A 14,028-nucleotide genomic window follows, 5' to 3' on the forward strand; every position below is an offset into this window, starting at 1 on the left:
TGTGTTTGCGCTGATGCGCGTTTGCGTTTTCACGCTTGCGTTTTCACGCGATTGGGCGCGCTGAAGAGGACTGCGCACGGCCAAAACGGCCAACCCACCTACCCAGAGACACGGGTAGCCTTACACTATAACCCAGTGCTTTTGGAAGGGCAAGCTGAATTGTCGATTTCGGCGGGGACTTCCTGCGGCGATCGTCGGATTCCGTGAAATTGCGGCGCGAAGCCGACTTGCGGCGGCGCGATGGCCGCCGAAGCGTTCAAAGTCATGCCCCGTTCACTGGCGCTCGCTCTCGCTCCACCGCGCCATCAGCGTGTTAGACGGCTGTGTTTCGTCCAGCAGCTTGCGCGCGGTCTCCACGCCTGCCACCGGCAAACCCTTGGGGTCGAGCCAGCCGATCTGCACGAGCACGCTGGCCTGATCCCAGTAGATGTGCTCGTGGTAGAGCTTGTCCCCGCGGAACTTGACAATCGCGATCAGCGGGATCTCCACGCGCTTGCCGGTCGGCGGCACGCCGGGCAGCATCCAGTCGATCTCGCAAGTATGGGTGAAGCAGAACAGCATCTCGTCGACCACCTGGCTCGCGCCGATCGTGCGCGACAGCGGGATCAGCGTGGTGTCAGGCGGATTGCTGTGGACGAAGTGGTGCTGGTAGAAGCGCTTGAGCTGGCGGTAGCCCACGCCTCCGGTCGTCGTCGGGATGTGGTTGACGTAGGGCTCGGGCACCATCGTTGCCATGGTGGCATCGACATCGCGCGTGGCGAATTCGTGCTCGCAGTGCTTGTCCCATAGCGCGGAGAAGTCGTAGTGCGGGCCCATCTCGCTGCGGTACGCCGCGATGGAGCGCTGGTGCGCCATCAGTGCCGACGCCTTGTCGAAGTGCTCGCCGCCAACGCGCGCGAAGGCGTGGTCCATGCCAGGATAGACGTACAGTTCGATGCTGGGCCGGCCGCCCAGCGCTTCACGAATCTGCGCCTGCGCTTCGGGTGGGCAAAAGCCATCTCGTTCGGCAATATGCAGCACGAGCCGTCCTCGGATATTGTCCGCCTCGTCCAGCGCCCGTTCGATGCCGACGCCATAGTAGCCGACGGCACAAGCCACGCCGGGCAACCGGCACGCCGCCAGGTAGGCCAGCTTGCCACCCAGGCAGAAGCCAAGCACACCGGTCTGGCCGACGCATTCTGGCCGTGCGCGCAGTGCATCAAGCGCGGCGCCCACATCCTGCACGCCCTTGTCCTCGTCGAACTGCTGATATAGCCCTAGCGCCCGCTGGAAGTCCTCGCCTCGGTCCGTCAGCTCGATTCCGGGCGCAATACGCCAGAACAAGTCCGGCACCAGCACCGTGTAGCCTTCCTCGGCGTAGTAGTCCGCTACTTGCCGCATCGTGGCATTGACCCCGAAGATCTCCTGGCATAACACGATGCCGGGGCCCTTGCCTGCCGCCGGGATGGCGAGATAGCCGCTGAAACTGCCATCCTGGGTCTGGATCTGGATAGTCTGGCCCATGCCTGTCGCTCCTTTAAGTTCCATAAGTTCTGTGGGGACTGCCGCAGCGAGCGCTTCCGCTGCTGCCTGCATGATGGCAGACCCGCACCGCGACATGGACGGCTCAGTGCGGAATATCGGGGGAGTGTCTGACGCAGAGATTGAGCCAGTACTGGAAAGGCAAATCGGCACAAGTCCCTTACCGGGCCCGAAAAACAAAAACGGCGAACCGAAGTTCGCCGTTTTTTCTGCAGCAGGCCGCGATGCGGCCGGAAGCATGATTACACCTTGATCTCGACGTCCACGCCGGCCGGCAGGTCGAGCTTCATCAGCGCGTCGACGGTCTTGTCGGTCGGGTCGACGATGTCCATCAGGCGCTGGTGAGTGCGGATCTCGAACTGATCGCGGCTGGTCTTGTTGACGTGCGGCGAACGCAGGATGTCGAAGCGCTGGATGCGGGTCGGCAGGGGCACCGGGCCCTTGACGATCGCGCCGGTACGCTTGGCGGTATCCACGATTTCGGCGGCCGACTGGTCGATCAGGCGGTAGTCGAAAGCCTTCAGGCGGATACGGATCTTCTGGTTCTGCATGATATTTCCTTAAAAGAGCGATGGGCAATGTGCCCGGATCAAAGGGGACATGCCTGAAGGCATGCCCCAGGAAGTTACTTAGTCGAGGATCTTGGCCACGACGCCGGCGCCGACGGTACGGCCGCCTTCACGGATAGCGAAGCGCAGACCTTCTTCCATGGCGATCGGGGCGATCAGCTTGACGGTGATCGACACGTTATCACCCGGCATCACCATTTCCTTGTCCGCCGGCAGCTCGATCGAGCCGGTCACGTCGGTGGTACGGAAGTAGAACTGCGGGCGGTAGTTGTTGAAGAACGGGGTGTGACGGCCGCCTTCGTCCTTCGACAGGATGTACACCTCACCGGTGAAGTGGGTGTGCGGCTTGATCGAACCCGGCTTGCACAGCACTTGGCCGCGCTCGACGTCTTCACGCTTGGTACCACGCAGCAGCAGGCCGACGTTGTCGCCAGCTTGGCCCTGGTCCAGCAGCTTGCGGAACATTTCCACGCCGGTGCAGGTGGTCTTCACGGTCGGGCGGATACCGACGATTTCGATTTCTTCGCCGACCTTGATCACGCCGCGCTCGATACGGCCGGTCACCACGGTGCCACGACCCGAGATCGAGAACACGTCTTCCACCGGCATCAGGAAGGTACCGTCAACGGCACGCTCCGGCGTCGGGATGTAGGTGTCCAGCGCGTCGGCCAGGTTCATGATGGCCACTTCGCCGAGCTCGCCCTTGTCGCCTTCCAGCGCCAGCTTGGCCGAACCCTTGATGATCGGGGTGTCGTCGCCGGGGAATTCGTACTTCGACAGCAGTTCGCGAACTTCCATCTCGACCAGCTCGAGCAGTTCAGCGTCGTCCACCATGTCGCACTTGTTCAGGAACACGATGATGTACGGCACGCCAACCTGGCGGGCCAGCAGGATGTGCTCACGCGTTTGCGGCATCGGGCCGTCAGCGGCCGAGCAAACCAGGATCGCGCCGTCCATCTGGGCGGCACCCGTGATCATGTTCTTCACGTAGTCGGCGTGGCCCGGGCAGTCAACGTGCGCGTAGTGGCGGTTGGCCGTTTCGTATTCGACGTGGGCGGTATTGATGGTAATACCGCGTGCCTTCTCTTCCGGCGCTGCGTCGATTTCGTCGTACTTCTTGGCGGCACCGCCGAACTTCGCTGCCAGCACCGTGGCGATCGCTGCGGTCAGCGTGGTCTTGCCGTGGTCAACGTGACCAATCGTACCAACGTTCACGTGCGGCTTAGTCCGCTCGAACTTTTCCTTTGCCATTTCTTAGCTCCTGATAGGAATGCAGTCTTGTTGTTTCATCGCGCCGCCGCACCGGCTGGCGCGGCGGCAAACTTCCAATTACTTGCCCTTGGCCGCCATCACGGCTTCGGCGATGTTCTTCGGTGCCTCAGCGTAGTGCTTGAATTCCATCGTGTACGTGGCGCGGCCTTGCGTGGCCGAGCGCAGCGACGTGGAATAACCGAACATTTCCGACAGCGGGACTTCGGCCTTGATGATCTTGCCGCCGCCCACCATGTCGTCCATGCCCTGCACGATGCCGCGGCGGGACGACAGATCGCCCATCACGGTACCCGTGTAGTCTTCCGGCGTTTCCACTTCCACGGCCATCATCGGCTCGAGCAGAACCGGGCTGGCCTTGCGCATGGCTTCCTTGAAAGCCATCGAGCCGGCCATGCGGAACGCGTTTTCGTTCGAGTCCACATCGTGGTACGAACCGAACGTCAGCGTGACCTTCACGTCCACCACCGGGAAGCCGGCCAGAATACCGGACGGCAGCGTGTCGACAATACCCTTTTCGACCGCCGGGATGTATTCGCGAGGAATCACACCGCCCTTGATGGCGTCGATGAACTCGAAGCCCTTGCCCGGCTCTTGCGGTTCCAGCGTGATCACGGCGTGACCGTACTGGCCGCGGCCGCCCGACTGCTTGACGAACTTGCCCTCGACGCCTTCGGCCGTCTTGCGAATGGTTTCGCGGTAGGCCACCTGCGGCGCGCCGATGTTGGCTTCCACGCCGAATTCGCGCTTCATGCGGTCGACCAGAATTTCGAGGTGGAGCTCGCCCATGCCCGAAATGATGGTCTGGCCCGATTCTTCATCGGTACGCACGCGGAACGACGGATCCTCAGCGGCCAGGCGGTTCAGGGCGATGCCCATCTTTTCCTGGTCAGCCTTGGTCTTCGGCTCGACAGCCTGCGAGATCACCGGCTCAGGGAAGATCATGCGCTCGAGCACGATCGGCGCAGCCGGATCGCACAGCGTGTCGCCCGTGGTGGCATCCTTCAGGCCCACCGCAGCGGCGATGTCGCCGGCCAGCACTTCCTTGATTTCTTCGCGCTGGTTGGCGTGCATCTGCAGAATACGGCCCAGACGCTCCTTCTTCTGCTTCACCGGGTTGTACACGGTGTCGCCCGAATTGATCTTGCCCGAGTAGACGCGGAAGAAGATCAGCTGACCAACGAACGGGTCGGTCATGATCTTGAACGCCAGTGCCGAGAACTTTTCGGTGTCGTCAGCCTTGCGCTCGAGCTTCTTCTCGCTGTCGTCCTCGTCCGTGCCCGTAACCGGCGGAATGTCGACCGGCGACGGCAGGAAGTCGATCACGGCGTCGAGCATACGCTGCACGCCCTTGTTCTTGAACGCGGTGCCGCACAGCATCGGCTGGATTTCGCAGGCGATGGTACGGTCACGCAGCGCCTTGACGATCTCGGCGCGGGTCAGCTCTTCGCCGCCCAGGTACTTTTCCATCAGCTCTTCGCTGGCTTCGGCGGCGGACTCGACCATCTTCTCGCGCCATTCGTCAGCGGTGGCTTGCAGTTCGGCCGGGATGTCCTGGTATTCGAACTTCACGCCCTGGCTGGCTTCGTCCCAAATGATCGCCTTCATTTCCAGCAGATCGACGACGCCCTGGAAGCCGTCTTCAGCGCCGATCGGCACTACGACGGGCACCGGGTTGGCCTTCAGGCGGGTCTTCAGCTGGTCGTAGACCTTGAAGAAGTTCGCGCCGGTACGGTCCATCTTGTTGACGAACGCCAGACGCGGCACCTTGTACTTGTTGGCCTGGCGCCAGACGGTTTCCGACTGGGGCTGCACGCCACCCACTGCACAGTAGACCATGCAGGCGCCGTCCAGCACGCGCATGGAACGCTCCACCTCAATGGTGAAGTCCACGTGTCCCGGGGTGTCGATGATGTTGAAGCGGTGCTCGGGGTAGTTGCCGCCCATGCCCTTCCAGAAGGCCGTGGTCGCAGCAGACGTGATCGTGATGCCGCGCTCCTGCTCCTGCTCCATCCAGTCCATGGTGGCCGCGCCATCATGCACTTCACCGATCTTGTGGTTCACACCGGTGTAGAACAGGATCCGCTCGGTCGTGGTGGTTTTACCCGCGTCAATGTGAGCCGAAATACCGATGTTACGGTAGCGCTCAATAGGAGTCTTACGAGCCACTTTAATCCTCTATTCGTCCATGAGGCGCAGAAATCTCATGGTCTGCGCCCTTAACACAAACGGGCGAGATGTGTAAAAACACAGCCCGCCCGGCAACCAACAGTGTTTTCGCGCGCTTTAGAAGCGGAAGTGCGAGAACGCCTTGTTGGCTTCGGCCATGCGGTGTACTTCGTCGCGCTTCTTCATTGCGCCGCCACGGCCTTCCGATGCTTCCAGCAGCTCACCTGCCAGGCGCAGCGCCATCGACTTCTCGCTGCGTTTTTTCGCGGCCTCACGCAGCCAGCGCATCGCCAATGCCAAACGACGCGACGGACGGACTTCGACCGGAACCTGGTAGTTGGCGCCGCCCACGCGACGGCTCTTCACTTCCACCACCGGCTTCACGTTGTTGATCGCAACGGAGAACACTTCGATGGGGGCCTTGCCTGCCTTCTTTTCGATCTGGTCGAACGCGCCGTACACAATGCGTTCGGCAACCGACTTCTTGCCGTCCAGCATCAGCACGTTCATGAACTTGGCAACTTCAACGTTACCGAACTTCGGATCAGGCAGAACATCCCGCTTGGGGACTTCACGACGACGTGGCATCTTCTTTCCTTTAGATTCAGTTGAGAGCGCGGTCAGTTGTTCCCGCTCTCCGGCCACCAACTAGCTTGCATGCGATAGACAGCAAATTCGCCGGGTGACCACTTACTCGACGGCACGGCGCACAAAACGCTCCGTTGTACCGCCGCCTGTTGACAGCTGCATGACGAAAACCGCCTGCGGCCATCGCTTGTTGCTTGCTCTGAAAGCTTAGGCAGCCTTCGGACGCTTTGCACCGTACTTCGAACGGGCCTGCTTGCGGTCCTTCACGCCTTGCAGATCCAGCGAACCACGGACGATGTGGTAACGCACACCCGGCAGATCCTTCACACGGCCGCCGCGGATCAGCACGACCGAGTGTTCCTGCAGGTTGTGGCCTTCACCGCCGATGTACGAAATGACTTCGAAACCGTTGGTCAGGCGCACCTTGGCGACCTTACGCAGTGCCGAGTTCGGCTTCTTCGGCGTCGTGGTGTACACGCGGGTGCACACGCCGCGACGCTGCGGGCAGTTCTCAAGCGCCGGGCTCTTGCTCTTGATGACTTCAGAGACGCGCGGCTTGCGAACCAGTTGGTTGATAGTTGGCATTGTTCAATCCAGCTTGGTTTTTACGAAAAACACCCCTCGCACCGGTTTGCACCAGGATGGAGAGGCAGCTACGGGTTTTGGGCGGGAGAGGTGAGCAGACGCGCTCTGAAGACGGGACTGTGCGGTAACAGCATGCCAAAGAGCGCGAGCCGGAACCCGGATCCCGCGTCTGCCGCCGCCGGACTCTGAGAAGTCATCCGGAAGGCTTGCCGGGAGCGGAGCAAAGTCCACATGTCCGACGGGCGAGCGAAATCCAAAGCCAAAAACTCGAATCTGGCATGGTAGCAGCGGAATCGTATACGGTCAAGGCGTATACCCGATCGGCTTACACCCTGCTCAGGGTGTCGACGATCGCCTGCCCATAACGCTCGAGCTTGGATGCACCAATACCGGGAATGCCCTCCATGGCCGACAGCGACCCCGGCGCCGTGCGGGCCAGTTCGGCCAAGGTGGCATCGTGGAAGATCACATAGGCCGGCACGCCGTGCTCGCGTGCGGCCTCGGTGCGCCACCGGCGCAGCGCTTCCCAGTTCGCAAGCGTGTCGGCATCCATATCCGCCGTATGGTCGGTACGCGCGCCGCGCGCAGCGCGCTCGCCAGACTTGCCCGGCTTGGAGGCCTGCCGGCGCAGGATGATCTGGCGCTCGCCCTTCAGCACTTCGCGCGCACCCTCGCCGAGCAGCAGCGCGCCGTGGCCGCCGTGGTCGATCATCAGCCATCCCTGCGCAATCAGCTGCCGGAACACCGTGTGCCATTCGTGGACCGAGCGGTCCTTGCCAATGCCGAAGGTCGAGACCTTGTCATGGCCCCACTGCTTGATCTTCTCCGACGCATTCCCACGCAGCACATCGATCAGGTGGGTGGCGCCGAAGTGCACCCGGCTCGCCTGCGCCGTACGGTACACGCACGACAGCGCCATCTGCGCCTCGCGCGTGCCGTCCCACGTGGCAGGCGGCTCCAGGCACGTGTCGCAATTGCCGCAGGGCTCGCTGGTTTCGTTGAAGTAGGCCAGGATGCGCACGCGCCGGCAGCCTGCGGTTTCGCACAGGCCGAGCAGCGCATCGAGCTTCGACGACGAGACGCGCTTGAACGCGTCGTCGGCCTCGGACTCGTCGATCATGCGTTTCTGCTGGACCACGTCGCCGAGACCATAGGCCATCCAGGCATTGGCAGGCAACCCGTCGCGCCCGGCACGGCCGGTTTCCTGGTAGTACCCCTCCATGCTCTTGGGCAGGTCCAGATGGGCGACGAAACGCACGTCGGGCTTGTCGATGCCCATGCCGAAAGCGATCGTCGCGACCATCACCAGGCCTTCCTCTTCGCGGAAGCGCGCCTGATGGCGCTGGCGCGTGCCCGGATCCATGCCAGCGTGGTACGGCAGCGCATTGAGACCATGGCCTTGCAGCCATTCGGCGGTGTCCTCGACCTTCTTGCGCGACAGGCAGTAGACGATGCCGCTGTCATGCGTGCCATCGGCGGCCATGTGCTCCGCCTTGATGAAGGCGAGCAGTTGCTGGCGCGCGTTGTCCTTTTCGACGATCCGGTAGCGGATATTGGGACGGTCGAAGCTCGAGATAAAGACACGTGCATCGTCGAGCGCCAGCCGTTCGATGATCTCGTCGCGCGTCAGCGCATCGGCCGTCGCCGTCAGCGCGATGCGCGGCACATCCGGGAAGCGCTCGTGCAATACCGACAGCTGGATGTACTCCGGCCGGAAATCGTGGCCCCACTGCGACACGCAATGCGCCTCGTCGATCGCGAACAGGCCGACGCGGGCACGTCCGAGGAGATCGAGAAAGCGCGGGGTCATCAACCGCTCGGGCGCGACATAGAGGATTTCGAGCCTGCCAGCCAGCAGATCGCGTTCGACCGCCGAGGCCTCCGAACTGGTCAGCGTCGAATTGAGCACCGAGGCGCGTACGCCGGCCTCGGTCAGCGCCGCAACCTGGTCCTGCATCAGCGCGATCAGCGGCGACACCACGATGCCTACGCCCTCGCCTGCGCGCTGGCGCAGCAGCGCCGGAATCTGGTAGCACAACGACTTGCCGCCGCCAGTGGGCATCAGCACCAGGCAGTCGCCGCCCGTCGCGACATGGTCGATGATCTCGCCCTGGCGGCCACGGAAGGCGTGGTAGCCGAATACATCCTTGAGGATCGCCAGTGCTTGCGACATGGACAACGGAATTGCTGAAGCGGAAAAGCCGTAACCATACCACTAAGCAAGCCGCTGACCGCCGCCAAACAACAAACAGTCCGATGTTTCTCACGTCCAACGTTGGCCACACAAAACAAAGCGGCCGGTCAATGCCGGCCGCCGTGTACTTCTCGATTCCTGTCGCCCTACATCATCCGGTGCGCGAAATGTCCGTGCTGCGCATCGGACATGAGGGCCATGAACTGTTCGGTACTCATATGCACGAGTTCCTGGTGGTCACCCGCTTCAAAATAGACGTCCGAATGCGTGAGCAGGCTGTCGTCCAGCCAGGTCTGCATGCCATACGCCATCCCCACTGGAGGAAGCGCGCCGACGTCGCAGTCCCGGAACACTTCGCGCACGCCATCCTCGTGCGCGAGCGACAGCTTGCGGCCCGTCTGCTCACAGATCTCCGACAGCTTCAGGTGGTGGGTGGAAGGGATTACGGCAGCAAGGTAGCCCTTTTCGTCTTCCAGCAAGACCGTTTTGGCCAGACGGTCGCCAGGAATATGCGCCGCGTGGGCGGTGGCCATGCTGCTGAGGCTATACGGGTGACGAACGATGTCGAACTGGGTCTGCTTCTTGTCCAGGCAGCTCGCCAGCGTGGTAGCCATGGTCATGATTGCAACCTCCGTCGCGATCATCGCGACAGTTATTCGGGGTGCTAAAACTATAGGTCAGCGCACGGGTTGCAGAGGCCTGCCTGCCGCTTTCCAGACGGTTTCTTTTTGCCGCACCGCAACGCCCATCCTGACCTGCGCATTCCCTGTTATCGCGCGGTCACTCCGCATCGCGGACGAAAAAAAACCCGGCTGGGATCAGCCGGGTTTTCGTGCCCGCCTCGCGGCGGGTCGCTACAGCGCAGGGACTCAGGCGTTGTCGCCTTCGCCCTCGGTCGTCGCCTGCACCACGGGCGGCGGCTCGATGAAGAGCGACTGCTCTTCGTCGGCAATCGCCTGGGCGCGTTCGCGCTCGGACGCCTCGCGTGCCTTGCGGGCACGGTGGTAGGCCAAGCCGGTACCGGCCGGGATCAGACGGCCGACGATCACGTTTTCCTTCAGACCACGCAGGTCGTCGGTCTTGCCCATGATCGCGGCTTCGGTCAGCACGCGCGTGGTTTCCTGGAACGATGCCGCCGAGATGAAGCTGTCGGTCGACAGCGACGCCTTGGTAATACCGAGCAGCAGGTTCTCGTAGGTTGCCGGACGCTTGCCTTCGGCGATCACGCGGTCGTTCTCGTCGAGCAGTTCCGAGCGCTCCACCTGTTCACCCGGGATGAACTTGGTGTCGCCCACGTCAGCCACCTGCACGCGGCGCAGCATCTGACGAACAATCACTTCGATGTGCTTGTCGTTGATCTTCACGCCCTGCAGACGGTACACGTCCTGCACTTCGTCGACGATGTAGTGCGCCAGCTCCTCGATGCCCTTCAGGCGCAGGATGTCGTGCGGATCCGCCGGACCTTCCACGATCATTTCGCCCTTGTTCACCACCTGGCCGTCGTGCACCAGCACCTGCTTTTCCTTCGCGATCAGGAACTCGTGGGCATTGCCGTCCAGGTCAGTAATGACCAGGCGCTGCTTGCCCTTCGTGTCCTTGCCGAACGAAGTCGTGCCGGTGACTTCCGCCAGCACGGCGGCGTCCTTCGGCGAACGCGCTTCGAACAGCTCGGCCACTCGCGGCAGACCACCGGTAATGTCACGAGTCTTCTGCGATTCCGTCGGGATACGTGCAAGCACTTCACCGACGTGCACCTGCTGGCCGTCCTTCACGGTAATCAGCGCGCCGACCTGGAAGCCGATGGTCACGGAGTGGTCCGTGCCCGGGATCTTCACTTCCTGCCCGTTAGCGTCGAGCAGCTTCACCTGCGGGCGAATGCCCTTGGTGGCAGCCGTGCGGCGCTTGGCGTCGATCACCACGAGGGTCGACAGACCGGTGACTTCGTCCATCTGCTTGGCGACGGTCACGCCCTCTTCGACGTTCTCGAACTTGGTCGTACCGGTGTACTCCGACACGATCGGACGCGTCAGCGCGTCCCACGTGGCCAGCTGCGTACCAGCCTTGATGGCCTGGCCGTCCTGCACCAGCAGCGTGGCGCCGTACGGGATCTTGTGGCGCTCGCGCTCGCGGCCGTGGTCGTCGGTGATCAGCGCCTCGCCCGAACGCGAGATCACGATCAGTTCGCCCTTGGCGTTGGTCACGTAGCGCATGGTCACCGTGAAGCGGACCGTACCGGTCGCCTTGGCTTCCACGCTCGATGCCACTGCCGCACGCGATGCCGCACCACCGATGTGGAACGTACGCATGGTCAGCTGCGTGCCCGGCTCACCGATCGACTGGGCAGCGATCACGCCCACCGCCTCGCCGGAGTTCACCAGTACGCCGCGGCCGAGGTCGCGACCATAGCACTTGCCGCACAGGCCGTAGCGCGTGTCGCACGACAGCGGCGTGCGCACCTTGACTTCATCGACGCCGAGGGCGTCGATCAGGTCGACCAGGTCTTCGTCCAGCAGCGTGCCGGTTTCGATCGCGGTTTCCTGGGTTTCAGGGTTCACCACGTCAGCCACCGTCACACGGCCCAGAATACGATCGCGCAGGGCTTCGATCACTTCACCGCCTTCGACCAGGGCCTTCATGGCCACGCCGTTGGAGGTGCCGCAATCGTCTTCCACCACGACCAGATCCTGCGTCACGTCGACCAGACGACGGGTCAGGTAACCCGAGTTCGCGGTCTTCAGTGCCGTATCAGCCAGACCCTTACGTGCACCGTGGGTCGAGATGAAGTACTGCAGAACGTTCAGGCCTTCACGGAAGTTCGCCGTAATCGGCGTTTCAATGATCGAGCCATCCGGCTTGGCCATCAGGCCACGCATACCGGCCAGCTGGCGGATCTGCGCAGCGGAACCCCGTGCGCCCGAGTCGGCCATCATGTAGATGGAGTTGAACGACTCTTGCTTGACGGTGTTGCCGTTGCGGTCGACCACGTCTTCGTGCTGGAGCTGCTCCATCATCGCCTTGCCCACCTGGTCGCCGGCGGCGCCCCAGATGTCCACGACGTTGTTGTAACGCTCCTGGTCCGTCACCAGACCCGACATGTACTGCTTGTCGTATTCCTTCACCTTGGCCGAGGCCTCGGAGATGATCTTCTCCTTGGCCGGCGGCACCAGCATGTCGTCGATCGCGATCGAGATACCGGCGCGCGTTGCCAGGCGGAAGCCCGACTGCAGCAGCTTGTCGGCGAAGATCACGGTCTCGCGCAGGCCGCACTTGCGGAACGCCGTGTTGATCAGGCGCGAGATTTCCTTCTTCTTGAGCGGCTTGTTCAGCACCGAGAACGGCAGGCCCTTCGGCAGGATCTCGGACAGGATCGCGCGGCCGACCGTGGTGGCCTGCAGCGTGATCTTGGGTGCGAAACGCGCGTCGCCTTCGGCATCCTTGTCGACCAGCTCATACTCGGTGATACGCACGTTCACGCGGGAAGCCAGTTCGACTTCCTTGTTCTCGTAGGCGCGGATCACTTCGCTGATGTCGGCAAAGGTCATGCCCTCGCCCTTGCCGTTGATCTTGTCGCGGGTCGTGTAGTACAGACCCAGCACCACGTCTTGCGACGGGACGATCGACGGGTCGCCGTTGGCCGGGAACAGCACGTTGTTGGAGGCCAGCATCAGCGTGCGGGCTTCCATCTGCGCTTCCAGCGACAGCGGTACGTGGACAGCCATCTGGTCACCGTCGAAGTCGGCGTTGAACGCCGCGCAGACGAGCGGGTGCAACTGGATGGCCTTGCCTTCGATCAGCACCGGCTCGAACGCCTGGATACCCAGGCGGTGCAGCGTCGGCGCACGGTTCAGCATCACCGGGTGCTCGCGGATCACCTCTTCGAGGATGTCCCACACCACCGGCGTCTGGCTTTCGACTTCCTTCTTCGCCGCCTTGATCGTGGTGGCGATGCCCATCGTTTCCAGCTTGTGGAAGATGAACGGCTTGAACAGCTCGAGCGCCATCAGCTTGGGCAGGCCGCACTGGTGCAGCTTAAGCGTCGGGCCCACCACGATGACCGAACGGCCCGAGTAGTCGACGCGCTTGCCCAGCAGGTTCTGACGGAAACGGCCGCCCTTGCCCTTGATCATTTCGGCCAGGGACTTCAGCGGACGCTTGTTGGCACCAGTCATCGCCTTGCCGCGACGGCCGTTGTCCAGCAGCGAGTCAACCGCTTCCTGCAGCATGCGCTTTTCGTTGCGCACGATGATCTCGGGCGCCTTCAGCTCGAGCAGGCGCTTCAGACGGTTGTTACGGTTGATGACGCGGCGATACAGGTCGTTCAGGTCCGAGGTCGCGAAGCGGCCACCGTCCAGCGGCACCAGCGGACGCAGTTCGGGCGGCAGCACCGGCAGCACTTCGAGAATCATCCACTCGGGCTTGATGCCCGAACGCTGGAAGGCCTCGAGCACCTTCAGGCGCTTGGCGAACTTCTTGATCTTGGCTTCGGAACCGGTCGCTTGCAGCTCGGCGCGGATCTGTTCGATCTGCTTCTCGATGTCGATGCCGCGCAGCAGTTCACGGATGCCCTCGGCACCCATCATGGCGACGAACTCGCCCTCGCCGTATTCGTCGCACTTCGCGAGGTAGTCGTCTTCCGACATGATCTGGCTCTTCTTGAGCGGGGTCATGCCGGGTTCGAGCACCACGAATGCTTCGAAGTACAGCACGCGTTCGATGTCGCGCAGCGTCATGTCCAGGACCATGCCCAGACGCGACGGCAGCGACTTCAGGAACCAGATGTGCGCGGTCGGCGCGGCCAGTTCGATGTGGCCCATGCGCTCGCGGCGCACCTTGGCCAGCGTCACTTCAACGCCGCACTTTTCGCAGATCACGCCACGGTGCTTCAGGCGCTTGTACTTGCCGCACAGGCACTCGTAGTCCTTGATCGGGCCAAAGATCTTCGCGCAGAACAGGCCGTCGCGTTCCGGCTTGAACGTACGGTAGTTGATCGTTTCCGGCTTCTTGACTTCACCGTACGACCACGAACGGATCTTCTCGGGCGAGGCCAGGCCGATCTTGATCGCGTCGAACTGCTCTTCCTGCTGTACCTGCTTAAAGAGATCGAGCAATGCTTTCATTGCAACTCCTTGTTTC

At 62.5% G+C, this 14,028-nt stretch carries 9 protein-coding genes; all 9 read right to left on the minus strand.

The genetic code is table 11. The annotated features are described in order from the left end of the window. Window positions 1–273: 273 nt before the first annotated feature. Window positions 274–1,503: a dienelactone hydrolase family protein gene (locus ACIGJG_RS16320; RefSeq protein ID WP_483672541.1), complete on the minus strand. Its 1,230-nt coding sequence runs from the start codon at window positions 1,501–1,503 to the stop codon at window positions 274–276. 260 nt (window positions 1,504–1,763) lie between these two features. After that, on the minus strand, window positions 1,764–2,072 hold the full coding sequence (rpsJ, locus tag ACIGJG_RS16325; protein ID WP_006160488.1) for a 30S ribosomal protein S10: 309 nt from the start codon (window positions 2,070–2,072) through the stop codon (window positions 1,764–1,766). A gap of 78 nt (window positions 2,073–2,150) precedes the next feature. Continuing rightward, a complete protein-coding gene (tuf, locus tag ACIGJG_RS16330) occupies window positions 2,151–3,341 on the minus strand; it encodes an elongation factor Tu (protein WP_011299314.1) in 1,191 nt (396 codons plus the stop codon). Window positions 3,342–3,419: 78 nt separating this feature from the next. Next, complete coding sequence (gene fusA, locus ACIGJG_RS16335) at window positions 3,420–5,528, minus strand: elongation factor G (RefSeq protein WP_011299315.1); 2,109 nt, start codon at window positions 5,526–5,528, stop codon at window positions 3,420–3,422. 117 nt (window positions 5,529–5,645) lie between these two features. After that, the gene (gene rpsG, locus ACIGJG_RS16340; protein WP_010810459.1) at window positions 5,646–6,116 is read right to left on the minus strand and encodes a 30S ribosomal protein S7; all 471 of its coding nucleotides are present in this window, start codon (window positions 6,114–6,116) and stop codon (window positions 5,646–5,648) included. A 207-nt stretch (window positions 6,117–6,323) separates the two neighbouring features. Next, on the minus strand, window positions 6,324–6,701 hold the full coding sequence (gene rpsL, locus ACIGJG_RS16345; RefSeq protein WP_006576501.1) for a 30S ribosomal protein S12: 378 nt from the start codon (window positions 6,699–6,701) through the stop codon (window positions 6,324–6,326). A gap of 325 nt (window positions 6,702–7,026) precedes the next feature. Continuing rightward, window positions 7,027–8,874 (minus strand): DNA helicase RecQ, encoded by a 1,848-nt coding sequence (gene recQ / locus ACIGJG_RS16350; RefSeq protein ID WP_011299316.1) that lies wholly within the window; start codon window positions 8,872–8,874, stop codon window positions 7,027–7,029. 167 nt (window positions 8,875–9,041) lie between these two features. Beyond that, window positions 9,042–9,515 carry an aminoacyl-tRNA deacylase gene (locus tag ACIGJG_RS16355; RefSeq protein ID WP_483672542.1) on the minus strand — a complete coding sequence of 158 codons (474 nt, stop codon included), beginning with the start codon at window positions 9,513–9,515 and terminating at the stop codon, window positions 9,042–9,044. Between the two features lie 249 nt (window positions 9,516–9,764). Then, window positions 9,765–14,012 (minus strand): DNA-directed RNA polymerase subunit beta', encoded by a 4,248-nt coding sequence (gene rpoC / locus ACIGJG_RS16360; protein ID WP_011299318.1) that lies wholly within the window; start codon window positions 14,010–14,012, stop codon window positions 9,765–9,767. Window positions 14,013–14,028 lie beyond the last annotated feature (16 nt).

Source organism: Cupriavidus sp. C1SS-2L (genome assembly GCF_057073735.1).

Bases quoted from the DNA above. Each gene is read 5' to 3' on its own strand.
- rpsJ (WP_006160488.1), bottom strand. From the start codon at position 2,072: ATGCAGAACCAGAAGATCCGTATCCGCCTGAAGGCTTTCGACTACCGC.
- ACIGJG_RS16355 (WP_483672542.1), bottom strand. From the start codon at position 9,515: ATGACCATGGCTACCACGCTGGCGAGCTGCCTGGACAAGAAGCAGACC.
- rpoC (WP_011299318.1), bottom strand. From the start codon at position 14,012: ATGAAAGCATTGCTCGATCTCTTTAAGCAGGTACAGCAGGAAGAGCAG.
- rpsG (WP_010810459.1), bottom strand. From the start codon at position 6,116: ATGCCACGTCGTCGTGAAGTCCCCAAGCGGGATGTTCTGCCTGATCCG.
- rpsL (WP_006576501.1), bottom strand. From the start codon at position 6,701: ATGCCAACTATCAACCAACTGGTTCGCAAGCCGCGCGTCTCTGAAGTC.
- tuf (WP_011299314.1), bottom strand. From the start codon at position 3,341: ATGGCAAAGGAAAAGTTCGAGCGGACTAAGCCGCACGTGAACGTTGGT.
- recQ (WP_011299316.1), bottom strand. From the start codon at position 8,874: ATGTCGCAAGCACTGGCGATCCTCAAGGATGTATTCGGCTACCACGCC.
- ACIGJG_RS16320 (WP_483672541.1), bottom strand. From the start codon at position 1,503: ATGGGCCAGACTATCCAGATCCAGACCCAGGATGGCAGTTTCAGCGGC.